21 protein-coding genes and 1 pseudogene are annotated in these 23533 nt (G+C 67.3%); 1 reads left to right on the top strand and 21 read right to left on the bottom strand.

The window, feature by feature from the left end; translation table 11 throughout:
- The first annotated feature begins 26 nt into the window (after window positions 1-26).
- Window positions 27-826, top strand: a protein-coding gene (locus ACFWBB_RS26170) for an IS5 family transposase (RefSeq protein ID WP_351768265.1) whose coding sequence is annotated in 2 segments (ribosomal slippage) — window positions 27-366 and window positions 366-826 — 801 coding nt in all. Because the reading frame shifts where the segments join, the coding sequence is not laid out codon by codon here.
- Window positions 827-842: 16 nt separating this feature from the next.
- Here the strand turns inward: ACFWBB_RS26170 and ACFWBB_RS26165 are convergent.
- The 21 genes and pseudogenes from ACFWBB_RS26165 to ACFWBB_RS26065 all read right to left on the bottom strand — a co-directional run bounded on the left by ACFWBB_RS26165 (window position 843) and on the right by ACFWBB_RS26065 (window position 23446).
- Window positions 843-2420, bottom strand: coding sequence for an SMI1/KNR4 family protein (locus ACFWBB_RS26165; protein ID WP_385277159.1), 1578 nt, complete (start codon window positions 2418-2420; stop codon window positions 843-845).
- A gap of 313 nt (window positions 2421-2733) precedes the next feature.
- Window positions 2734-3183: a phage tail protein gene (locus ACFWBB_RS26160; RefSeq protein ID WP_385277157.1), complete on the bottom strand. Its 450-nt coding sequence runs from the start codon at window positions 3181-3183 to the stop codon at window positions 2734-2736.
- Window positions 3184-3647: 464 nt separating this feature from the next.
- A complete protein-coding gene (locus ACFWBB_RS26155; RefSeq protein ID WP_385277155.1) occupies window positions 3648-6797 on the bottom strand; it encodes a hypothetical protein in 3150 nt (1049 codons plus the stop codon).
- The gene (locus ACFWBB_RS26150; RefSeq protein ID WP_385277153.1) at window positions 6794-7897 is read right to left on the bottom strand and encodes a hypothetical protein; all 1104 of its coding nucleotides are present in this window, start codon (window positions 7895-7897) and stop codon (window positions 6794-6796) included. Before ACFWBB_RS26150 ends, ACFWBB_RS26155 begins: the two co-directional genes overlap by 4 nt.
- 57 nt (window positions 7898-7954) lie before the next feature.
- Window positions 7955-8884 (bottom strand): hypothetical protein, encoded by a 930-nt coding sequence (locus ACFWBB_RS26145; protein WP_385277151.1) that lies wholly within the window; start codon window positions 8882-8884, stop codon window positions 7955-7957.
- A 15-nt stretch (window positions 8885-8899) separates the two neighbouring features.
- On the bottom strand, window positions 8900-9802 hold the full coding sequence (locus ACFWBB_RS26140) for a hypothetical protein (protein WP_385277149.1): 903 nt from the start codon (window positions 9800-9802) through the stop codon (window positions 8900-8902).
- Window positions 9802-14079 (bottom strand): phage tail tape measure protein, encoded by a 4278-nt coding sequence (locus ACFWBB_RS26135; protein ID WP_385277147.1) that lies wholly within the window; start codon window positions 14077-14079, stop codon window positions 9802-9804. The genes ACFWBB_RS26140 and ACFWBB_RS26135 overlap by 1 nt, the downstream gene beginning before the upstream one ends.
- 3 nt (window positions 14080-14082) lie before the next feature.
- On the bottom strand, window positions 14083-14388 hold the full coding sequence (locus ACFWBB_RS26130) for a hypothetical protein (protein WP_240203611.1): 306 nt from the start codon (window positions 14386-14388) through the stop codon (window positions 14083-14085).
- A 26-nt stretch (window positions 14389-14414) separates the two neighbouring features.
- On the bottom strand, window positions 14415-15026 hold the full coding sequence (locus tag ACFWBB_RS26125; RefSeq protein WP_385277145.1) for a hypothetical protein: 612 nt from the start codon (window positions 15024-15026) through the stop codon (window positions 14415-14417).
- Window positions 15027-15040: 14 nt separating this feature from the next.
- The gene (locus tag ACFWBB_RS26120) at window positions 15041-15535 is read right to left on the bottom strand and encodes a hypothetical protein (protein WP_385277143.1); all 495 of its coding nucleotides are present in this window, start codon (window positions 15533-15535) and stop codon (window positions 15041-15043) included.
- A gap of 132 nt (window positions 15536-15667) precedes the next feature.
- Window positions 15668-16099, bottom strand: coding sequence for a hypothetical protein (locus tag ACFWBB_RS26115; protein WP_385277141.1), 432 nt, complete (start codon window positions 16097-16099; stop codon window positions 15668-15670).
- Window positions 16099-16530 (bottom strand): HK97 gp10 family phage protein, encoded by a 432-nt coding sequence (locus ACFWBB_RS26110; RefSeq protein ID WP_205382930.1) that lies wholly within the window; start codon window positions 16528-16530, stop codon window positions 16099-16101. Before ACFWBB_RS26110 ends, ACFWBB_RS26115 begins: the two co-directional genes overlap by 1 nt.
- Window positions 16530-16934: a hypothetical protein gene (locus ACFWBB_RS26105; RefSeq protein WP_385277139.1), complete on the bottom strand. Its 405-nt coding sequence runs from the start codon at window positions 16932-16934 to the stop codon at window positions 16530-16532. Before ACFWBB_RS26105 ends, ACFWBB_RS26110 begins: the two co-directional genes overlap by 1 nt.
- A 40-nt stretch (window positions 16935-16974) precedes the next feature.
- Window positions 16975-17400: a DUF6093 family protein gene (locus ACFWBB_RS26100; protein ID WP_385277137.1), complete on the bottom strand. Its 426-nt coding sequence runs from the start codon at window positions 17398-17400 to the stop codon at window positions 16975-16977.
- A 1-nt stretch (window position 17401) separates the two neighbouring features.
- Complete coding sequence (locus ACFWBB_RS26095; protein ID WP_385277224.1) at window positions 17402-17833, bottom strand: DUF6093 family protein; 432 nt, start codon at window positions 17831-17833, stop codon at window positions 17402-17404.
- Between the two features lie 117 nt (window positions 17834-17950).
- Window positions 17951-18157, bottom strand: a pseudogene (locus ACFWBB_RS26090) (helix-turn-helix domain-containing protein); the annotation flags it as partial.
- 58 nt (window positions 18158-18215) lie between these two features.
- Complete coding sequence (locus ACFWBB_RS26085) at window positions 18216-19331, bottom strand: hypothetical protein (RefSeq protein ID WP_385277135.1); 1116 nt, start codon at window positions 19329-19331, stop codon at window positions 18216-18218.
- A 97-nt stretch (window positions 19332-19428) separates the two neighbouring features.
- On the bottom strand, window positions 19429-20778 hold the full coding sequence (gene murA, locus ACFWBB_RS26080; protein ID WP_385277133.1) for a UDP-N-acetylglucosamine 1-carboxyvinyltransferase: 1350 nt from the start codon (window positions 20776-20778) through the stop codon (window positions 19429-19431).
- 102 nt (window positions 20779-20880) lie between these two features.
- Window positions 20881-21627 carry a class II aldolase/adducin family protein gene (locus tag ACFWBB_RS26075; protein WP_385277131.1) on the bottom strand — a complete coding sequence of 249 codons (747 nt, stop codon included), beginning with the start codon at window positions 21625-21627 and terminating at the stop codon, window positions 20881-20883.
- Window positions 21624-22331, bottom strand: coding sequence for a hypothetical protein (locus ACFWBB_RS26070; RefSeq protein ID WP_385277129.1), 708 nt, complete (start codon window positions 22329-22331; stop codon window positions 21624-21626). Before ACFWBB_RS26070 ends, ACFWBB_RS26075 begins: the two co-directional genes overlap by 4 nt.
- Window positions 22328-23446: a glycosyltransferase family 4 protein gene (locus tag ACFWBB_RS26065; protein ID WP_385277127.1), complete on the bottom strand. Its 1119-nt coding sequence runs from the start codon at window positions 23444-23446 to the stop codon at window positions 22328-22330. Before ACFWBB_RS26065 ends, ACFWBB_RS26070 begins: the two co-directional genes overlap by 4 nt.
- Between the last annotated feature and the right edge of the window lie 87 nt (window positions 23447-23533).

Here is a 23533-nt window from a genome sequence, read left to right as displayed (position 1 = left end):
TGATTAAGCTGCCGGTCGTGGTAGGGATCGTTGAACGGCTGGTGCCGGACGAGTTGTGGGAGCTGTTTCAGCGGGTGGTGCCGGAAGCGCCATCGCGGCCTCAGGGTGGTGGCCGGCGTCGGCACGGCGACCGCGAAGTACTGGCCGCAATCGTCTTCGTGGCGACCTCTGGCTGCACGTGGCAGCAGTTGCCGACCGCCTCGTTCGGGCCGTCCGGCGCGACTGCTCACCGCCGCTTCACCGAGTGGACCAAGGCCCGGGTGTGGGCCAAACTACACCGCCTGGTCCTCGACGAGCTGGGATCCCGCGGCGAGTTGGACTGGTCCCGGTGCGCGATCGACTCGGTGAACATGCGGGCCCTGAAAAGGGGGAGCTGACAGGCCCGAATCCTGTGGACCGGGGCAAGTACGGGTCAAAGATCCACTTGATCACGGAGCGGACCGGCCTGCCCCTGTCCATCGGGATCTCGGGCGCCAACACGCACGACAGCCAGGCGCTGATCCCGCTGGTGAAGGGCATTCCTCCGATCCGCTCGCGGCGAGGACCCAGGCGACGACGGCCCCACAAACTCCACGCCGACAAGGGCTACGACTCTAACCACCTGCGGCGATGGTTAGCCGGCCGAGGCATCCGGCACCGCATCGCCCGCAAGGGCATCGAGACCTCGCAACGGCTCGGCCGTCACCGCTGGACCATCGAACGCACCATGGCCTGGCTCGCCGGATGCCGACGCCTGCACCGCCGCTACGAACGCAAGGCCGACCACTTCCTGGCTTTCACCAGCATCGCCTGCACCCTGATCTGCTATCGCAGGCTCGACAGATGAGGCAGACCAAGTAACTTCAGAGCCTGCGCAAGCCCGCGCCCCACAGAGCCGAATCCTTCATGCCCTCGGCCCGGCTGTCTGCGCTCAATGCCCTGCGCAGAAACTCCGTCATGCCGCAGTCAAAGCGCGTCCAGGTGTCATCGCCGTGGCTGAAGAGCACCACCGGCCAGTCCTCAGGATTGCCGTGGGTGAGCCAGCAGTACAGGTCAGCACTGCCATCCGCTCCCCAGGTCACCAGATCCTCGGCTGCTGCATCGACGCCCGTAGGTTCGGTGTCCACCCACGTAGCTCGCGTGTCCGCGGTGATGAACCCCATGCCGCCCTTCGGGGCGCCCGGTTCATCACAGGTCTCAGGAGTCACGATGGCAGGAACCAGCACGCCCAGATCCAGGTTCGGCAGGCCACCACCGTAGTGCGCGAGGAACTCCTTGAAGTCCGAGGGGAACACGAGCCCCCAAGCCCTTTGCACGGCCTCCCAGTCAACCAACACCCCCGCTTCGGCTGGCGGAGGTATCAAGCGGATCAGACCAGCGAGCCCAGCGCGGTCAATCATGTCCCTGCTCCATCCGCATCTGCCGAGACGACCTGTATCGGCACCCCGTGCGTCAACTGGGGCCGACACCTTATCTCGGCCAAATGAGATGGCTTCTAAGGGGAGTCGATCCAGTCCCAGTCCTGTGCATTCCAGCCCTGACACGGGGCAGTGAAGACAGCGGTGGAGCCGGCCGAGGCCGTCAGGCAGTCGCCGTTGTACTTGCTTTGGTACGTCCAGTAGGTGGGCGCAGCCGATGCCGGGGTCACGGCGCCGGTGCCGACGACGAGAGCGGCGAGTCCAGTGACGACGGCACGCAGAGCCCTTGACCGATGGTGTTTCACATGCACTCCATTCCAACGCATCCGACAGATGGTTCCAGCTGTTCGGCTGTACTAGAAGTGGCACGAGATGGAGTAACTGCCAATGCCTGCAGGTCAGTTGAGGTTGTTCAGGCTGCGTGAGCCTCGAGGCGTTCGACGATGTGGCCTCGTTCGAAGCGGGCTCCGGCGCGGACGAGGGCAACAAGGTGGGGCGCCGCTCGTAGAGACCGACTTGGTTCTTCTTCGCGCACAGCGCGGAGTGCGCCTGCTTCTCCTCGACGAAGAAGCGGGCGTGGCCGCGCTGGGCATCGGCCGTCACGGTCACCCCGACCAGGTCGAACGGGGCCAACAGACCGGCGAAGCAGGTGATTTCATCGTTCTTGTCCGGGACGCGCAGCTGTGTGACGGTCAGCCCGCCACCGGTCATGGCGGCGAGCAGATGCGCGGCCGATGTGTCACCGTGGCGGGAGCCGCGTGCGCTCTTGCCGTCCACCGCGAGGGTGTCGGCGCCGGCCGGGTCGGTGCCGAGCAGGTCGGCAAGCCTGCCGGGACAGGTGCTGTTGATGATCCGGCGGACGGTCGCCGTACTGGGCGCGACGCGGACGGCGAACACGCTGGTGGTGCGGGCGCCGAGCCGGGCGAGGGCCTCCTGCGGGGCATTCTTAGCCCGCTGGCCGATCGCGGCGAACGAACGCGCCCCGCTCAGCACGGCCGAGCATGCGATCAGCAGCACGCTCACGAACGGGTGACGTTTCCCGCCCCGGGGGCCGCAGATCGGCCAGCGTGGCCAGCCGCTGCGGCAGCCCCGGGAGTGCGCGGTGCTGACGAGAAGGCGACTTGAGAGGTCACCCGCTCCAACCGGAGCTTCGTTGTGCGCGAGACGGGCCGACCGACAGTCGTCACGCCGCCGCGAACTACGACTTCGCGGCGTCACTCGGAATTTGAAACAGCCCTGCTCATTGCGCCGCGGCGACCATCGCACTCATAAGGTCACTGCGACTTTGGAATCGCCCGGCGGCTGACGCGGTGCCGGAGATCCTCAGCGAACTGCCCTACGACACGATGACCTCGTCGAATTGCAACTTGACGGTCCCATTGATGTCGTAGCTAATGGCATGCGCATTGCGGAGACTGTAGCGTTTGACCTCGTTACTCTGGTAATCAAGAAGCACGACGCTGATGTTCTTACGCACACCAGGATTCCACGCACTGGTAAAGATGAATTCGCTGAAGGCCTGGCTGCCGGCCACGCCCCGGTACAGGGTTATCTGATTTGCGCTTAGGCCATTGGCTCCATTGAGGAACTCGACGCAGGCGCCGTCAAGGATCAACCCGAAGTTGTGCGCGGTCAAAGGATCCCCGCACGGCTTGGAGGCCGCTGCGGTGGTGGCGGGAGCGGGGGCGGCAGACGCGATGGCACTGCCGGAGAAGACGCTGAGGGTCAGCAGTGCCGTGGTGGCTGCACCGGCCAGGAGAAGGCGGCGGCCGATCGAGCGTGTCATCACAGGGTCCTCACAGTCGGAAGCGGATCGGCTGGGTAGACGGCGCAGCATCAGACCGCGTTGCAATGAGACGGTAAAATCTCCATCGGCCTTCCCTGCGTCATACGTTGTGAGAGGATTTCATCCGGCTTGGCCCCGACCGTCGAGCGACAGGGAAATCACCCGCCTCCCATCTAAGTCACGCATGCTGCGGACCGACTGACATCGCCGTGCTGCTGCGATCGTCGGGTTCGGGTACTCGCTGCGACTTCGTCATCGCGGTGGTGCTCGGTTGCGGCGACAAGGCCGTGCTGCTCCCGGTCACTGCGGCTGGCTGAACTTGGCGCTCGATATGCGCTGGCTACTATTCACGGAGACACGAGGGCCACCCCGCCGGGGAATACGCGATACCTCGGCATGCGATCCGCCCAGTCCCAAGGCCGTGGGAGGCGCGGAACGGGACTGGATTACCGTGCGTGGGCTGGTCAGGTGATGGCCTGCCCGCTGTAGTCGCCGGCGGACCCGCAGTCTTCCACCAGGAGATATGCCGTATTGCTGGTGCTGGCGGCGACGGTCCATGTCTGGGCGACCGCGCCCTGAGCGCCGGTCCAGCACAGTGCTGCCGTGACGTCGCTTCCTGTGGTGTTGGCCAGGATGGTCTGGACGGAGACGGCTGCGTTCCCTGAGGAGCCTTGAAGATTGTTGATCCGGATCTGGTCCTTGTAGATCGTTCCCGACACGGTGTTCTTCCGGATCCGATACAGGGCGTAGCTGTCGCTCGGCGCGCTGTGGAGAGCCCAGATGGAGATCCGGTAGGCGCGGCCGGTTTTGAACGTGATGGTGCCGGTGGTGATGACGGCTGTCTCTGTGCTGGAGAAGGTGACGTTCGCGGTGAGGGTTCGCTGCGCGACGAATCCGCGACCTTGGGATTTGCCGTAGACGCTGAGGTCTCGGTCGATCGTGAATCCGCTGGATGTCAGCTTGGCAGTGGACTGGGCCGATGCGGACGGCGCATCGCGAACGTGCAGCTCGATGGACGATCCGGCGGCCGAGGTATCAGCTCCGTACCCGTTGATGTAGGCAACTCCGTTGCCGCTCAGATCGTTTGCGTAAAGGTTGAAGACTGCTCCCGAAAAGCCCGGTACGTGGCTTTGCAGGAACACCCCTGTTTCCTGGCTCGAACCAGTCACCTTCGGGGCGCTCAGCGAAACGCTCGGAACTTCGTAGGTACCGGAGGAATCTGAGGCGTACCCGATGGCGGTATTGAGTTCTGCCGGTGCCGACTCATCGGCACTACCGGAATAGAACTCAATCGATCCGGTCTCCGGATTGGTGTTTCCCGGGCTGATGACAACTCGTTGTCCGCTCGCGGCAGTTTGAAGGGTGCTACCGGTGAGAACGGCTCCGTTGATCGTCTTGCCGTTGATGGCGTCGGCGTCGAGCTTGTCCGCCGTGATTGCCCCGGCCTTGATGTGGGTCGCCTCAACCGCGCCCGCCGATATCTTCGTTGCCGTCACGGCGTTGGCCGCGATCTTGTCCGAGGTGACGGTCAGTGCGTTCAGCTTGTCCGTGGTGATGGACAACGTCGCGATCTTCTCGGCCGTGATGGCCAAGGCCGCGATCTTCTCTGCGGTCACCGCTCCCGCGAGGATCTTGGGCGCGGTGACTGCGCCGTCGGCGATCTGCACGCCCGGCACCACCGGGCGGACGACTGCGTTGTCCCACAACACGGCTCCGGCGGTGGACTGGTACGTCTCCACCCAGACCGTGGCCGCGGTGGTGTTCGCCGGTGCCGTGACCGTGGCGGCAAGCCGCTGCCACGACCCGCGGGTCGGGACGTCCACCTGGGCGACGCCGAAGCCGACGGTCGCGCCCGCACCGTCCTGCCAGCGGGCGTAGAACTTGAGCGCGCCTCCCGCCCAGTCGGCGGACGCGTTGGCGTCGATGGCGAGGTAGAGCTGCTCTCCGCCCAGGACCGGCATCGACGTGAGGTTCAGGGCCCGTGTCGTGGCGGCCGTCGCCGTGGCGTCGACCCGGAGCGCCTTCGCCGAGCCGTTGCCGCCGGAGACGACGGACCATACGGTCGTGGCGATCGCCGCGGTGTAGGCGCCCTCGAACGAGGGGTCGCTGAGCACGTTCGTACCGCCCGCGACCACCAGTTTGTCCGTGGAGATCGAGGCCGCCGCGATCTCGGTCGCCGTGACCGAATTCGCGGCGATCTCACGGCTCGTGATGACATCGGCCGCGACCTTCCCAGCGATCACCGAGTCAGCCGCGAGCGCGGCGGCGGTCACCGAACCGCTCACCAGGTTGGTCGCGTCGACGATCCCGGTCTTCAGCGCCTCGATGGCAACGGCGTCGACCTGCATAACGGCCGGGGAGCCGGAGACACCCATCGAGGCGTAGTTGAGCCACAAGTAGGGGGTGATGAATCGGACGGCGTCGTGCACGGTGCCGGGTGAGCGCGGGTCGTTGTTGGGGCCGGCGGAGCCCGCGGCCGCGCGGTCCTTCAGGTAGCCGACGACCGTGACCCAGCCGTCCGTGGTCGGCAGCGATCGATACGACGCCGCGATGTAGTAGTGGCTGTTCGGGGTGTTCGCTCCGGCGCGGTTGACCAAGGTGGTCTGATCTGAGCCCACGCCGAGCACGCCGACGTAGAACGCGTCCGGGCCGGTGGCAAGTTGGGCTGTGGCCCGGATCCGGGCGCTGATCCGGTACAGGACACCGGGCTCGTACGGGACGAGGGTCGTGCCCCGGAGCCGGATGAAGCCGCGTGCCTCACCGACGTTCCGGCCGGTGGGAGCGTCCGGTACGCCGGTGAGGTGCGCCCACGTGGCGCCGCTGCCCTGGTCGGTGGTCTGCCAGGCGGCGGCCTCACCCATCGTGTCGACGAGTCGCTGACTGGTGGCGTCCGCGAGCGCGCCGCCGAGCGAGCTGAGGGTGATCGCGCCGCTCGCGACCTTGCCCAGCGTCACGGAGTTGGCGGCGAGCTTCCCGGCGAGCACCGCGCCGTCCGCGAGCGCGGTGGAGTTGACTGCCCCGAGGGCGAGCGCCGCGTCGGTGACCGCGCCGCGTGCGAGTTTGGTTTCGTCGATGATCGCGTTGACGAGGTCGTCGGGGACGGCCTGGCGGGCCTGGCCCTGCACAGCGGTCGAGGGCTCTCCGGCCGTGCCGGAGGTGTTGACCGCGATCAGGAGCACCCACAGCGGGGTGTAGGTGTCGATGGCGAGGGTGATGCTTCCGCCGGCAGCCGTGTGGAAGGCTGCCACGGGGCTGTTGGTGTCCGGTTCGGCGTCGGCCGTCGTCGACAGGTGAACCTGGACTTCGGCCAGATCGAGCGGAGCGGTCTCGGCGTCCGTCCACGTTCCGGGCCAGGTCACAGTGAGCCCGGACAGCGCGGACTCGACCACGGGCGGCGTGGGGGTGGGTGGCGGCGGTCCGTTGTGGGCGACGAAGCCGACGGTGCCGTCGTCCTGGAGACCCATGCTGCCGCGCAGGGCACCGTCCTGGTCGTAGACCTCGATCGCTCCGTCCTCGACGGACGAGTACGCCATGCGGGCGGTGCGGGTAGTGCGGGCCAGCTGCCGTTCCAGGACGGCGACGCGGGCGGCCAGGCGGGCGATGTCGCTGCTCACGCGGTGCCTCCCCCGTAGGTGAAGCGGTCTGCGCGCTGGAGCTGGATGACGGCCTGCTCGGGGGTGTCACCGGAGGCGGGCTGGATCTGCCAGCCGACGATGCGGGACCAGGCGTCGAAGTCGGTCCACTGGTCGTGGACCCGGGCCCGTACGTCGTCGCCGATCTGCCAGGAACCGAAGCGGGCCGCGGGGTGGTCGCGGACGGTGATCTCGGTGACTTCGCCGATGACCTGGCGGGAGATGCGTTCCGTACGGGCGCGCGCGGCCAGCCTGTCGTTCGCCTTCTCCTCCGGTACTTCGAGCAGGTGCTCCAGGCGTAGCCGGCCGTCCCGTACGGCGTCGACGGCGCGGCGGCGGTTGCGGCCCTCGCCGGCGCCGAGCGCAATGACGACCTGGGCGAGGTTGTCGGCGTCGTACTCGACCGGGACCGCCTTGACGACGTTCACGCCGGACTCGAAGTGGATGTCCGTGCGGCGGCGGCCGAGGCGGGGCCAGCCGACACGGATGTGGCCCTGCGGGGTTCCGCTCTGCCAGGCGACGTCCTCGGTCCACTCGGGTCCGCCTTCGACGGCGACCATGTCTGCGATGACGTCGCCGAGCGAGGGGGTGTCCCACCAGTCGATCCGGTAGGGGTCCTCGGGTGTGCCGACGGTGACCTTGGAAGTGGTGCCGTCGACCTGAATGCCGAGCTGTCCGTCAGGTTGCTCCTGGCAATACGCCCACACGTCGCGGATGACTCTGCATGGGTCCGCGTAGGTATAGGGGCCGCGGGCGTTGAGCTGTCCGTGGAGGTCGTAACGGCGGTATGGGTACGAGCCCCACCCGGAGGCCTCGATGTTCAGCTGCTGGCCCTCGGGGTCGGCCCGCCAGATCAGGCCGCCCCACAGCAGTCGCCCGTCGCGCTCAACAAAAATTTTGGTGTTCCCCGGGGCGAGCTGAGAGCGGACCAACTGGGCGAGGCGGGGTTCAACAGTTCCGACGAGGCCGCCGGTCGCGGACAGCGCGGGCCCGAACTCGACGCCGCTCAGCGGGAGGTCCCAGGCCAGGACCTTGTTGGTGAGTGCGTCGGTGGTGAGGTAGCGGTACGACGGCGTTGACATCGGGCGCGTCCTTGATCTCCCCCGCGCCGGGATGGGTTCATGGCACAGCTCGTCGTGTCAGAGGACGCCTTCGGTGAACTCGACGTCGGCGATGATCGAGGTGGAGCTGTCGACCCCCAGGTCACCTGTTTCTGACTTGGACATGTAGGTCTGAAGCGAGAGAGTCTGGGTGGTGCCGCGCTGCGCCGCGCTGATGGTGATGTTGTCCGCCACGACGATGGTCTGCCGCCGGGTGCCTGAACCCTGGTCATCGTCGATGGCGGTGTTATCTCCGAGGTCAGCGCCCAACTTCGTTTGCATGGAGGCGAACACGTCAGCCCGTGCCATACGAAGTCCGGCAATGGTGATGACGGCCTTGGCCGACACGGCCCAGGCAGGAATGGGCACCGACCAACTGGCCGAAGTGGGCCAGGCATGCCATTTGTTGTCCTGATACTTCAGCTCACTCAGCGTTGATGGGAAGGCTGTGTATAGCCGTCGGTCGCGCCGAGGGTTCGCGATCTGCCGCAGGTCCACAACCATCGCGTTGGTGACCGTGGCCGTGTTCGCCGGAAGATTCAGTCGGGCCAACGGAATCGCCGTCATTCCGGACGGGACCGTCTTCGTCGTGGCGGATACGCCGGACACGACGTGGAAGTAGCCGATCTCGTCGGCCGCCGGATTCCGGTTTCCTTCGTAGTCCGGGTCCTCGACTCGCAAGCAGATCAGGTCCGATCGAGCCGAGGAGCCCGTCGGGGCGATCGGCACGATGGCATCGCCCACGTTGTACTGGGTGTAGGAGCCCTGGCCCCAGGCCGCTCCCCCCACCACGGCCGAGCCATCGCCGACACGCACGCCGGCGCCGGGGGTGGCCCACTCCCTGACCTTCAGGTCATTTCCTTCGGTTACGCCCGAATTCCCGCGAGCGAGGTCGCGGATCATCATGCGGAAGGCGCGGGCCGGGTGGGTGCCACCATGGGTCAGCATGGGCGGCTGGATCAGTGCCATCTGGTAGTGCTCTCCTTACAGGGCTGTGTAGGCGTCGCGCCACGACACCGTGAGACGGGTCGAGTTGGTGTAGTCCGCGCCGGTCCACCGGACTTCGCTGGTCCGACGGGGCGGGATCTGAAAGAGGTCCAGCCGGGATGCGGCAGACAGGGCGTAGGCGGCGTTACCGCCGTTGCGCAGCACCCAGCGCGTTCCGGGACGGGTGTCGATCTGAAGGATGTCGCTCTCGCCCAGAGCCAGCGCGAGGTCGAGAACACGGCCCGTCTCCGTGATCCAGATGCGGGGATTCACGACCGGGCCCCTGATCGTCAAGGAGGGCCAGGCAGCCAAATCACCGGAGTTGGTGACCCAGCCGGGCCGCTCCTGAGGATTGGCCACGCCGGTCGTAATCGGCGCGGTTACCGGAGTGGTGAAGCCCTCCTCGTCGAAGTCGCGGGCGAGGGGTAGCGTGGTCTGCTGCTCGGTGTCGTCGTGCCACTCGGGGGTGGTCGCGGTGAACTCCAAGGTGATCGGGATCCAGCCGTAGATGGCCTGCGCCATGGACACGGCCTCGACTCGGCGGACCCTGCCGTAGAGCCGCTTGGTGTTGGTACGGCCGGGCCACCACAGCCGCAGGGTCTGCACGGCACCCGCGCTTTTCCGGGTCGCCGGGTCGGCTGCGGCCTGGTCGAGTGCGGCGAGCGCGTCGACGGCGGCTTGCGGGTCGCCCGGTGTCCGGATGCCGGCCTCAATCGTCACCGTGCGAGGGCTGTAGTAGTCCACCCCGGGGAACGAGCCGTCGTCCGTAGGCAACTCGACGTCTTGGGCACGGACTTCTGGTGTCCCCAGACCGGTGATGTCGCTGACCGGGTACGGAGTACCGGGGCCCATCAGGACGCCCGCGAAGTCGACCTGCCACTCCTGATTGATCACCGCCATCAGATACGGCCTCCTCGCTGGGCATTCCGCAGCCGCCTCATGATCTCCGTGCCGACCCGGTCCGCTGCCTTGGCGTCGGCACCGCCGTTGACGGTCACGGGCATGGATCCGACGAGGGCGGCGGGCCGCTCGTCGCGGACGACGACGACTTGGACCGGGGCGGGCCGGGCGTCGACGAGCCGCATGGCTGGTGGGGCGGCGCCGCTGGCCAGGCGCATCCCGAAGCGTGTGGCGACGTCGTGCAGGACTGCGAGGGCGCTGCTGCGCTTCGTCGCGCCGAGCGGGATGAATGCCTCTCCGCCGGTGCTCGGTTCGGCGAACTTGATCAGGCCCCCGGAGGTGGCGTAGAGGCCAGGCGTGAGGATGCCGCCGTTGGCGTACGACAGTCCCTTGTTCGCACGGCTCAGGTCGGAAAAGAACTTGGCGCCCTTCGAGCCCAGCGCGCTCTTGAGCCGGGACAGGCCGAGGTTGGCGATCTCGATGATGTGGTCCTCATCGAGCCCGGTGGCGTCGGCCACCGCGTGCAACCCGGTCGTCTTGCTCTTGATCGCGCCGATGATCGCGACCAGATCCGGCAGGTCGTCACTGGGCACGGTCTTGTCGGCGCTGCGGGCGGCGTCGTTCGCCGCCTTCGCCTTCTTCTTGTCCTTCACGGCCTGGGCGGCGAGTTCGGCCGCGTCCTGGTCACCCTGCTCGGCCAGGCGCTTGGCGAGGTCGCCGAAGCCGCTGGCCGCGAGCTTCGCCAAGTTCTTCTCGAAGACGGTCTGGTCCTTCACCGCTTGGCGGAGCTGCCCGGTGTACTCGCCTAGGCTCGCCTTCGACGCGGCGGCCAGCTCCCGCAGGTCTTTCGCCATGGACCGCACGTAGCGCGAGCTGCCGGTCGCCATCTTGCGAGTGAGCGACACCCCTTCCTCGCCCATCTCCGCGAGGGCGTCTGCCACGTCCTGGCCAGCGCGGCGAGCCACTGTGTCGAGGTCGCGACGCCACCGCTTCGCGGTCGCCACCGAGGAGTGCAGCTTCTTCGCGAACAGCGCGAGGCTGAAGTTGCCCTTCTTGTCCTGTGAATCGCTGGCGATTCCGGACAGGGAGTACAGCGACTGAGGCTGGTAGGTGAAGCCCGACAGACCGCCGTCGGCGTGGTAGGTGACCTCCCCGCCGAAGCGGCTGGCGACCTCCTCCAAGATCCGCTTCGATCGGGCCCGTTTCGCTCCGGCCAGCGGGATGTACGCCTCTCCTTGGGTTTCGGGCTCGGCCCACACGCGCCACGCGCCGGCGGGAGCGATCTGCGCCGTGTGTTCCTCACGGCGGGATCGGACCCCGCCGTCGGCGTAGAAGTCGATCAGTCCGCCGTTAGCCTGCTTCTTCGGAGCTTGGATCGAATCGGGGACACCGTTGCCGTCCTTGTCCCACGACGTGGGCTGCGGCTTGGCGAAGAACGGGATGGTGATTGCAGCGGGCTTGTTGACGGTCACGGTGATGGTCTTCGTCCCGGGGATGCGCCCCACGGACGCGCCGATGCCGTCGAGTTGTGTTTGAACCGCTGCCATGTCGCCGGAGAGAAGGGCGCTGGTGAGGGCCGAGGCCGCCGCCGTTCCCTTCTGCTGGGCCACCGCGACGATGAGGCTGAGCATCCCGGACCATTCGGAGTTCGACTGGACGCCAGCCGCCTTGAATGCTCCTATGACACCGCTCAGATCGGGTGCCTTGATCGGCAGGTCTGCTCCGTACAAGGCGTTGAGCTGCGAGCGGATCTCTCCGATGTCTCCCTTGAGGAAGGACTGCGCCAGCGAAGTCGACGCCTCCTTGCCGTACTTGGCCGACACGTCGGCCAAGAGGTTCATGCCCTGTTCGAGTTGCGCGGCGGCGGACTTGGGCAGCTTCTTCGCCGCTGTCTCCATGTCTGCCACGGTCATGTCCTGCATGACGCGGGCCAGCTTGCCGGGGTCGTTGGTGGCCGCCGCGTCAGCCCATGCCTCAGCGACCTTCTTCCCGTACTTCGCCGAGATGGCGGGCAACTGCTCCAGGCCGGCGCGGAAGGCCGGGGTCGAGCGGGCGGACGATTCCTGGATGATCGCTTCGAGTTCGTCGGCGACCTTGCCCTTGCCCTTCTGGAGCTGCTTGACCAGCTCATCCAGGATCGGGGCGGAGTCGGGGCCGAGGTCGGAGAAGTGGTCGGCAAGGTCGAGGTGTCCCGCGGCCGCCAGCTCGCCCAGGTTCTTCTGGAACTCGCGCTGCGCCTTGAGCTGCTTGCGCAGCTCCGTGACGTAGTCCGACAGGGAAGCCTTCGAGGCGTCGGCGGACCGGCCCGCTTTGCGGTTGGCCTCGGCGACCTTGTCCTGAGCGGCCTTCCACGCCTTCGCCGGGTCAACGATCGAGGCGAGAGACTTGCTCATCGCCTCCATCTGATCGGTGAACTGCGGCGATCCGTTCTTGTCCGTCGGCAGCAACTGCGTCAGGTCCCAGGCCCCGAGCATTTCGCGACGATTGTTCTTGATCTTGTTGTTGACGATCGCCATGTTCGCGGCAAGCTGGCTTTCCTGCTTGACCGCGTTGCTCCAGATCCTGTGCTGCTTGTCCAAGACCTTCTTGGCTGCATCCCACTCCGGATCGGGCGCGTATGAGCCGATGTCCCAGGTCAGCGCCTTCTGAGTGTCCAGATCCTCCTTGAGCTTCTTGAGCTTCGCGCCGCCCGACGTGATCGCGTCGATGGCGGTCACTACGTCAATCCCGGCGTCCTTGAGCTTCTTGACGTCGTCGCTATTCGTGAGCTGTTCGGTGAGGGTGCGCAGCCCTGCTCCTTGCTCGCCCTCCTCCCTCTCCTTGCGCAGGGCGTCGACCAATTCTTCGGTCGCGGCCTTCGCCTTCTGCTTGCTGGCCGAGTAGGCGGCGTACACGCCAATGCCGATCGTCATCAGCGCCGTCAGACCGGCCACCGCGATGCCAGCTCCGCTGAGGACGGCGGGGAGGGCGGAGCCCCCGGCCCGCGCCGCGGCGAGTTCGGTCCGGAAGACGGTGAGCTGTGCGCCGAACCGCAGGAAAGCCGCCTTGGCGAGGAGAGCCGCAGCCGACAGGGCCAGCACGACGCCCATGACGGACTTCACCGGGCCGGGCAGATCGTTGATCGCCCCGGCCAGCACATTCAAGTACTCCCCGACTCCTTGCAGGGCGGGCAGCAGCACGCGCGCCATGTCGATGCCGAGCGCCTGGGCCTGGTTCTGGAACAGACTCCACTGGCCCGCGGTGGTATCCATCTGGATCGCGTACGCCTTCTGCGTCGCGCCGGCGCGCTCGACCTCCTGGCTGATGCCCTGGTAGGTCGCGGCGTAGTTCTCTCCGTCGGCGGCCGAGAGGGCGAGGGCGGCGCGGACCGCTCGGATGTCGCGCAGAAGCGGAACCAACTGGTCTGCGCTTCCGCCGGTGGCGTTGCGCACCTTCTGCATGACGACGTACAGGCCGTCCTGCTGGAGGGCGGCGGCAGCCGACTCGTACCCGAAGCCCTTGATCATGTTGGACAGTTCTTGGGTGGGCTTCATCATGCGCGTCAGCAGCATGTTCAGTGCCGTGACGCCCTCGGCGGCCGGGATGCCCGAGAGGGTGACCGCAGCGAGCGCCGAGCTGATGTCCTCGAACTTCACGCCCGCCGCAGCGGCCATCGGGACGACGTCACCGAGTTGCTGTGCCAGCTCGTCGAACGACACAACGCCGTAGTTGACGGTCTGGAACATGACGTCCATGACGTCGCTGGCCTGCGAGGCGTCCATCCCGTACGCCTTGAGGACGCCGAGCAGGGCGCGGGCGGACGTCTCGGTCGTCGTCAGGCCGGCGGCGGCACCGCGGGCAGCCACGCGCAGGATCGTCATGGCGTCAGCGCCGTCGAAGCCGGTCGAGACGACCTGGTACAGCCCCTCGGCAAGCTGGGCAGCGGACTGCGGGAGCTGGGTGCTCAGCTCAACGATCTGGTCCGTGAAGTGGCTGATGTTGGTGCTGTTGATCTCTTTCGAGATCGTCATGACGTTCGCCATGTGCTTCTCAAGCTCGATGGCGCTTCGAACGCCCATGACGAACGCGCCGCCGAGAGCGACGCCCATCACGGTGAATCCCGTGGTCATCGCACGGCGGGTCCGTTCCGATCGAGCCGCGAGCGCGTTGAGGTCACCGTCGACTCGGCGGATCTGCCCACCAAACGCGGTGACCTGGCCTGCCGCCGTGCGCAGACCTCCGACCAGGCCGGTGACGCCAGCCTGAACCTGGACGTAGAGGGTGTAGGCCCCAGCCACTGGCTAAGCCTTCTTTCTGGGCCGAAGCCCGACCTTCACCCCACGCCCCTCCGGACCTTCCGGGACCTGTTCCTGCTCCATGGCGATCAGCTCGCAGCCGACGCATCGGTGTGTCTCAGTGACGTATGCGAAGCGGTCGCCACCCGCCTGCTCGTCCCACTCCTCCGGCCTGGTCCCGCACGACTCGCACACCGTTCGCGAGAAGCCGAGGTAGGCGATGGCCTTTGCACGGTCGAGCGCCGACCACCGCCCGTCTCCCGCCCCAGTGAACTGCGAGTGCGGGATGCCGTACGAGGCGCAGACCTCCATCTCGGCACGGAAGCCCGGGTCGGAGGTCAGCCTTTTCCCAGGTCCGCCCTCAGCGTCTGGTTGACCAGGAGCGCGCAGGTGAACAGGGCCTTCGCCTCGGAGTCAGGCCACGCGTCGAGGAGTTCCTGCGCCTCCTGCTCGCTCATTCCGGGGACCTCATCCCCGGCTTCATCCCGCTCGATGTGGCATGCGGCGATCAAGGCGGCGGGATACGTCTCGACGTTGTACTCCATGCCCTGGTCTGCCTGGGCCTCCGTCGGCGGATGATCACGGAGGAGCTGTTCCCAGGCCGGGCGCGGCAGGGCTCGGAAGGTCAGGACGACCGTCGCGTCCTCCAGGACCTGTTCGGCGGCGTCGAGTCGCAGTTGTGCGGCGACGACTTCCGGCTGGCCGACCGTCCATTCATCGCGGTCGGCCTCCGAGAGCCCTTGCTCGATGGACTGCCCGCGGGCGCTCGTGCGTGCCTTGGCCAGTTCCAACGCGGCGTCGGTGGCGTTCTTCTTCGCCCCGTCGTCGTCGCACAGCCGAAGGCTGCGCTCGGGCAGCTTGCGCGCCTTGAGCCGCGCCATCTTCGCCGACCAGTGGGCGTCGCGGGCGACGGCGGCGGCCGGGGGTTCGGATATCGCTGTGGTGGTCATGTCGCAGCTCCGGCTCAGATGGTCTTCGCCGGCACGGCGGCGTCGAGAGTGGGCTCGTCGGTGATGCCGAAGGTGACCTTGAACTTCGCCGGTTCCGACGCGGTGCTGTACGAGGGGCTGCGGCTGCCGACGCGGATGGGGAACACGTCGAGCGACTTGGACTGCGGCACGTCGCCCTTGCGCAGGATGGCGATGAACCCGACGACGCCCTTGGACAGCAGGGTCTCGATCTCGTCGCTGACCCTGTCCTCGTAGAACGTCAGCGAGCTGTTGTCCGCCTTGTCCTCGCCGGGGATGGTGGTGGCGAACGTCGACCCCATGTCCGGGGTGTCGATCGGGGTGTTCTCCAGCGACCAGCCTTCGACGTCGGAGATGGTGTCCGACAGGTTCGTGGCGTTCGTGGGCCCGAGTTCGGCGCGGGTGGGAATGTTGTCATCGGAGGCGATCTTCTGCAGGAAGTAGAAGAGGGTGGTGCCTCGGCGCATGAAACGCTGCTGCGTGGTTGACACGCGACTCTCACTCTCCGGGGACGCTGACGGCCCCGGAATACGGCAGGCCCGTCCCCAACAGATCAAGCTGGGAGTCGGCCCGTACCGAGTGGTCGGGCGTCCGCGATGGGCCTCCGCGGTGAGGTGCGGCGGTCAGCCGAGGGTGGTGACCTCGATCGCGAACCGCTGAACGTAACTGTATACGCCGCTGGCGACAGTCACGCCTTCCTCTTTGTCCAGCTCACGGGACATGACCACGTAGCCGGTGGCGTTGATCGGGTAGGTATAGCCGAGCGTGGTCCGGGCCAGCATTCCCGCGCGGACCTTGTCTGCCATCCACTCCGCCTGCTCGGCGGTGGTGGCAACTGACGTGACCTGATAGACGATTCGGGCGTCCGCGCTGGCGTCTCCGAAGGGTGGCCCGTCGCTCGTCGAGCCGACGGGGTAGAGCACGCTGTAGGGGGTGGCCGCGCCGGTGGGCAGACTGCTGGAAGTGGGAGCCGTCCCGTACCCGCAGGACCGGCCGGTGGCGCTGGCGAGCATCGCTTGGACCGCGAGGCTGAGCACTCGCCCGGACACTGCCATCAGTCCCCCACCGCCGCTCCGATTGCGGCCAGGAAGGCGGGACGGATCTGCTCGACGGCCGGACCCACGTGCGGGTAAGGCGGCTGGTTGTAGATCCGCCCCAGGCTGTCGGCCCCGACGAAGCCGTACTCCAGGCGCCTGCTCTGAGGCTTGTTGGTGCCGACGATCGCCTCAACGTTCAGGCCGCTCGTGCTGAACTCATGGGTCCACGAGCGACGGTAGTCACCCGTCGGTGCGTTCGGTCCTGGCCGACCGCTCGCGTTGGCCTTGATGGCGGTTTCGAGCAGCATGGCGTAGTGCTGCACGACGCTGGACACCGCTGGCAGCGCGGCGGCGGCGCGGGCGTTCAACAGCGCCGCGATCTGCGGTGCGTTGCTGTACGCGCCCGCCGAAGGGTGAGCGTTCGGATGCGGGTTGCGTGGGGATGCCATCAGCTCGTCTCCTGGGCTTGGCCGAACTCTCCCCGTGCCCACTGCTGGAGTTGTGCCAGTACGGCCTTGGTAAAGCCGTGCGGGCCGCCGTCCATGTCCGGGCGGGCGAGCGCCGCCTTCTCCAGCAGCCCTGCGTCGATGACCGCGAGAAAGTGGGCGGCTGCCGGTCCCGGCTCGTACGGCACCCCTACGGCGACCCTCGCGTGTCCGTCGAAGTCGGGGCTGGTCCTGCCCTGCGCGAACTGAATTACCAAGTCCGCTGCCTTGCCCGCCTGTTGATGAAGCGTGTAGCCGGATACGACGCGTGAGTAGTCGGTTCCGTCTATGAGTATCGAAGCCTTGCTGCCGTCCGCCGTGACGCTGACCTGCTGAAGCTCGGCGGCCGGAGTGTCCGTGATCTCCATACGTCGAGCGTAGGACGGTTCTCGGACACTCCGATTCGCCTCACGACGGCGGCGTGATCTCGTCCAGCCGCGTCACGCGCACCAGCTCCACGGTCGACGCTTCGGCCGGGTCGAGGACCTGCCAGACACGACCGCCCGTTGCCGCGCTGCCCGAGTGCGCGACCGTGACCTCGACCCGGTCATACCGGGCTGGCACTGGCGCACTGAGCGGTGTCAGCAGCCGGTACCAGGAGACCGTGTCGTCAAGCCACTGCTTGCCGACGATCCCCTCCGCGGTCACCTGGCCGTGACCGGACAGCATGGCTCCCGGACCCTCGTAGACCAGGTCGGCAGGCACCTCTCCGAGGAGCCCCGTGGCGGGGTCGAGGGCCGGCGTGCCGGTAGGCCGGGTGACCCTCACCGTGTCGAGAAGGAGCTTGGCTTCCAGCTCCTTGCGTACTTCCTCCGGGTCGATGACGGTGGTCACCTCACGCTCCTGCCGCCTGCGTGTTCTGGTCCAGCCACGTAGTACGCACGATGCTCAGGGTGGAGGTCTCCCCGATGTCGATCACGCGCCAGGTCCGGCCGATGGCCGACTCGTCTTCGGCCTCTACGACGGCCACGGTGTCCTCCCGCGAGGCGACCGGCGCCGACAGCGGAGTAAGCAGTCGGTAGCGGGACGGGGTGTCGTCCACGTATGCCTGTCCGGCGAGGTGCAGGACTACGGAGGGACCACCGGTGGGGAAGATCGCACCCGGGCCTTCGTAGATGGTGACGGGCGGACCGGGCTCATACTGTCCCGTGTCCGGGTTGAATACCGGCTCGCCAGGCCGGTAGATACGGATCTTGTTGGTGAGGATCTTCTTCTCGACGATCGCGCTGACGGCCCCCAGAGTCAGCCCTTCAGTGGGTGTACTCATGCCACCGACCCTACTGGGCAAAGTCAGCGACTCTGTTCGACAGCCTGTGACTTGCTCGGCGGATGCGCTGGGGCCGCTAGGGCAGGGCAGCCGAGATTCGATTTCGGCCAGAAGGCGTGACGCGGGACAGCCGTATGCCAGGCATACCTTTACCAAAACGGTCGTCGTCGGTTCGGTCACGGCTCGCTCGATCCGTGAAAGCGTCGAACGGCTGACTCCTGTCCGCCGTTCCAAGTCGTACACCGACCAACCACGCTGCTCCCGGAGAAGGACGAGAGAGCGTGCCAAGTCCGCCTTGAAGCGATTGACGTAGCTCTCGTTCATTCCTCCGCCGTCACCAGACACCGCTACCTCATGCTTCTTCGGCGATTCAGAGCAGCCGTTACGAGTCGACGATGAGGGGTTGCCGGCCTTCGAGTCGGCCAGACCAGTACCGCTCATTGCTGCCTCGTGCAGCTCGGACGGCGATGCCGAGCCGTTGGGCGATGTTGCTGCGGTCACGGAGGCTGAGGGCTCCCTGAATGGTGACGGTGCGCGTCGTTGCGTCCCAGTCGAAGACGGGAAGCGTGGGCACGCCGAGCCACACGAGCTGGTTCCGGATGGCGTCGGCAGTGACCGGGGGCGGGGAGGCGGTGGCGCAGCGTTCGCGCTGACTGGCCGGGCAGTGGTTGGCCGTGCAGGTGGGCGTGGCGTGGACATGGTGGTTGTCCGGCCGCCGCAGAACGTGAGCGAGGGCGCAGGAGTTCGTCTGATAGATGGGGTGGTCGGGATACCGGAGCGGCAGGGTGTCCAGCAGGTCCCAGGTCTCGCGCGGCCATACGGCGTCGGCCGACTCCAGGGGCAGGTTCTCGTCGCTCAGTGCGGGCCAGAGGTCAGCCATCTGCTGCCGGGAACCGCGCTTGACTTTGAGGCCGACAGCTACGGAACAGGTGGAGTAGCGGGCGGCCCAGTCCAGGACATAAGTGATCGTCTCAGGGGCGGCGTTCGCGTGGATGAGCGGGCGCCAGTAGTGGATGACGGGGATCCCGTGTTCGCTCAGACGCGGGAAGTTGGCGCGGAGTGCCTCGTGGTCGATGCCGCGTTCGATGTCAGGGCCGAGCCCGGAGTAGCTGAGGTACACGATCACGGGGATGCCGGCCGCCCGCGCCGTGAGGACGGCATCTATGACGTCTTGGGTGACGGCGCACTTCGTGATCAGGCACACCGGGTTGCGTACGCCCCTGGCGACCAGTTCACCGAGGAGGCCGACAAGATGGGCGCGGTTGCGTGGGGTGGCGAGGGCATCGGTGCAGGTGTAGAGGGCAAGGACGGCTTGCCGGTAGTAGTAGGGGCTCGACAGGAGCAGGTCGACGGTCCGCTGGGGGGTGGCCAGTTGAGCTGGCTTGACGCGCGTTTGACCGCGGTCGAGGAGGTAGCAGTAGTCGCAGACCTTGGGGCAGCCCTGATCCGGATTGATCGCGAGCCAGGTGTCGTGCTGGTCGATGACGGGCTCCCACACCCGCTGTGGGGGTAGGAGAGGTAAGGCATTTCGCACGGACGGGTCCTCTTCGGCCGGGGTGCCGCCCGTCCGGCTGTGGGCGGGCGGCACGGACTTGTCAGGCGGGTTGGGTGGTGATGTTGGCGCCGACTGCGGTGAGCTTGGCGACGGGTTCCTCGTAGCCGCGTTCGAGGTAGCGGGTGCCGCTGATGGTGCTCGTGCCGTCCGCGACGAGAGCGGCGAGGACGTAGCCGAAGCCGGCGCGCAGGTCGGGGATGACGAGGTCGGCGGCTTTTAGCGGGGTCGGCCCGGTGATTTTGGCAGTGTGCTGGAAGTCCCGGTTGTGCCATCGGCAGGCGGCGGCTCCCAGGCACCGGGTGGTCAGCTCGATGCCGGCGCCCATGGAATCGCTGAGCTGCTGGGCGTAGCCGAACCGGTCTTCGTAGATCGTCTCGTGGACGACGGAAGTGCCGGTCGCCTGGGTGAGCAGGACCGTCATCGGCTGCTGCCAGTCGGTCATGAAGCCGGGATGGACGCCGGTCTCGACGTCGGTGGCGGTCAGCGGCCGGGCCCGGAAGAACTCCAGGCCGTGCTCCGTCTCGTTGAACTCGCCGCCGACGTGGCGCAGGACGTTGAGAAAGGTGATCAGGTGATCCTGGCGTGCGCCGCGTACCTCGATGCGGCCGTCGGTGGCGACTGCTGCCGCGGCGAAGGAGGCGATCTCGATGCGGTCGGCCACGGTGTGGTGCTCGACGCCGCGGAGTTCGTTGACGCCGGAGACGGTGAGCGTGCGGTCGGTGTCGATGGTGATCAGAGCGCCCATCTTCTGAAGCATCAGCACCAGGTCGACGATCTCGGGCTCGACGGCCGCGTTGGAGATGACGGTTGTGCCCTTGGCGAGGACGGCCGCCAGGAGCAGGTTCTCGGTGGCGCCGACCGAGGGAAACGGCAGGCGGACGTGTGCCCCGGTGAGCCGGTCGGCAGTCACTTTGACGGAGCCGGGCCGGTCCACGATGTCAGCGCCCATCTGGGCGAGACCTCGGAGGTGGAAGTCGATGGGCCGTTTGCCGATGGTGCAGCCACCGGGAAGTGGGACGACGGTTTCGCCGCGCCGGTGGAGCAGGGGTCCCATCATGAGGATCGGGATCCGGTTGACGCCGGAGTACATGGAGGACAGCGAGGTGCTGGTCACCTCGGGGGTGTGGACGCGGACGGTGTGCTCGCCGAGCCAGGACACCTGGGTGCCCAGCTCGGCGAGCATGCCGAGGACGAGGTCGACCTCGAGGATGCGGGGCACGCCATGGAGTACGCAGGGTTCGCCGGTCAGCAGGGTGGCGACAAGTTCCTTGGTCACGGCGTTCTTCGCGCCGGAGGCTTCGACCGTGCCGTGAAGCGGTACTCCGCCGGTGATGCGGTAGGTGTGCCGGTCGGCGGCCATGGGCTGCTCCTGCGAGGTCAAGCTATGCATGCGGCGACGTTCCCTATCCCAGTTAGTGAGTGTTTTGGGACGGAATATCACTATGGATCTAGATCAAATCCCGTCCCATGAGATATGACGATACTGGTGTGGTCACGGTTGCACCGCCGCGCCCCGCCTCTCGGGCCGGAACACCCGGTTGGGGTAGACAGCTCCGCCAGTGAGTTGGGGCTGCAACAGCGCGGTCCGCGCGGTCTCCTCCAGGCGCAGCATCAGGTCGACGGTCTCCTCCAGCTGTCGGCCGACGGTGAACGCACCGTGCCGGTAGAGGGTGAAGGCCAGGCCGTGACGTTGCAGTTCGTCGGCGCGAGGCGCGATGACCTTCTCCAGCTGCGGCCGGTACTCCAGAAGGCTGACGGCGGCGACGTCGGGGCGGTTCACCATGCCCTCCGGCAAGTCCAGCGGGATGGGGTTGGCGACGAATTCGGCCTTCACGGCACTGTCGTCCGCGAGGAGACAGGGGATGTCACCGAAGGTGTCGGCTCGGTTGGTCACGCTCGGCACGGGCAGGCCCAGGGACGCGTAGACCAGGCTGTAGGGGGCGTGGGTGTGCACGATGGCCCCGGCGCGGGGCAGCATCCGGTACAGGTCCAGGTGCACCGGAGTGCCGGATGCGCCCAGGCCGCCGGTCTGCTCGATGATCGCCCCGTCGGGGGCCAGGACGATGAAGTCGCGGGGGCTGACCTTCCAGCGGTCGAACGCCAGTCGGGTGCAGGACAGCAGAATGTTCCCGTCCGGCATGCGTACCGACACGGCGCCTCCGGCCGGGTTGAGCAGCTGCCAGGCGACCATGTCCTCGATCACGCTGACGAGGTGTCTGCGTACGGTTTCGTACCTCATGACGGTCCTTCCAAGGGGGTGGTGATCCGGCTTCCGGACTGCGGCCCGGACACCCGGCTGTTGGCGGGGATCCATACCGTGGCGACGGTGGTGCTCGGGGCAAGGACCGATCGAGCGTTGATGACGGAGCCCGGGCCGACGGTGACCCGTGCGCCGGCGCGGACGCCGTCGCCGATCACCGCTGACCATTTCGGTTCGCCGGTACTCATCCGTCGGCCATCCGGCAGGGCGAAGCTGATGGGCTTGTCTGGGCGGAGCATGTCGTCGTTGGTCATCACGCAGGCCGCGGTGAGCAGGTCTGCGGAGAAGTAGCAGCCGCGGCCAATGACGCAACAGCCCACGGTCGCCCGGTGGGACAGGATGCTGTGTTCGCCGACCAGGCTGCGGGAGATCTCGCACCCGTATCCGATGTGCACGTGGGATGAGATCACTGTCCGCCCGCGCACGGTCGAGTACTCGTGGATGCGCACGCCCGGACCGATCACCACGTCGTCGGCCACGTTCGCCAGCGGGGAGACGTAGGCGTCGGGATGGATGCGCGGCCGGTGGCCGAGCGAGGCGCACACCAGTTCGTACACAGCGCCGGACACGTCGCCGATGGACGCGATGGGTTGCTCGTCCAGGACGCCGGCACCCAGTTCCTTCAGGAACGGGTCGTCGGCGAGGCGCAGCACATCGCCGAGCAGGGGGCCGGCCTCGTTCACCGGGCGGGCTCGAGTGCGCGGGCGGCGGGGCGCTGGCCCATTACCAGCGTCAGGTACTGGGCGGCACAGCGGCCCGGGGTGTACCAGGCTTCAGCCAGAGCGCGGGCGGCGCTGCCCATCCTCGTCAGCGAGGCGCGGTCCAGAAGCGCGTCGGTGAGGGCGGCCACGAGGTCGCCGGGGTCGTCCGGGTCGTAGACCATGCCGGTCAGAGCATCGATGACGAGTTCGGGGCTGGCTCCGGCGTTGGGCACGAGGGCGGGTATCGCTGCACCGGCGGCGTCGATGACAGCGCGTCCGAAGCCTTCCTGAACCGAGGCGGTGGCCAGCAGGTCGTACCCGGCCAGTCGCCGGGGCAGGTCATCGGTGTACCCGAGGAACTGCACCGGCGCTCCGAGTTCGCGCACCAGGCCTTCCAGTTCACTCTGTTGGGAGCCTGCTTCGCCGAACACGTCCAGACGCACCGCGGTGGACAGACGTGGGTCGGCGACCGCCCGCACCAGGTGTTCCGTGCGCTTCCAGGGCACCGTGCGGGCGACTGCAGCGACGAGTAGCCGGCCCGTGCCGGGTCTGGTGCGGTCGGGGACTTCGGCCGGGATGGCGACACCGTTGTGGATGGTGCTGACGTACCGCGCCTTGGGCGCGTGCACCCGCAGGGCTGCTGACGATGCGTGCGAGATACCCACCCACACGGGCACGGCAGTCAGCAGCTCCCACGGAAAGTCTCCGATCGTCCTCTCGACCATCGCACCCTGGTCGGGGTCGATCACCCGCAACACCTGCTCGGCATTGACGACGTGCCGGACGACCGGAATGACCCGGGCATGCGGGGCGAGCACTACGTCGGCGGCCGCGGTGCGGTGGCTGGAGATCACCACGACAGGCCGGCCATCAGCAGGCTGGCAGATGCGAGTGACCGCCTGTTGGTAGTCCTGCCAGTTCGTGACCTCGTGGACACGAGCCGGGGCGCAGAAGCCGCCGGCCGGGCCTCCCTGACGCCACCACAGCACATCCACGTCGGGCACCATCCGGGCGAGGTTCCCGGCCAGTTCTACGACGGAGTTCTCTGCTCCGCCTCGGGCCGTAGTGACCCAGGTAAGGACAACGTGCGGAACCACTGTGCCTCCTAAGGAAGCGGCGAATTTGGTCACAGAACGTTTCTTGGAACCCACGACGCCTCGGGAGAGACGGGGGTGGGGCGCTGC

It is taken from the genome of Streptomyces sp. NPDC060000 (assembly GCF_042737375.1).
Classification (GTDB): Bacteria; Actinomycetota; Actinomycetes; order Streptomycetales; family Streptomycetaceae; genus Streptomyces.
The sequence above is the reverse complement of the archived record's forward strand: the minus strand, read 5'-3'. Positions and strand labels throughout refer to the sequence as shown.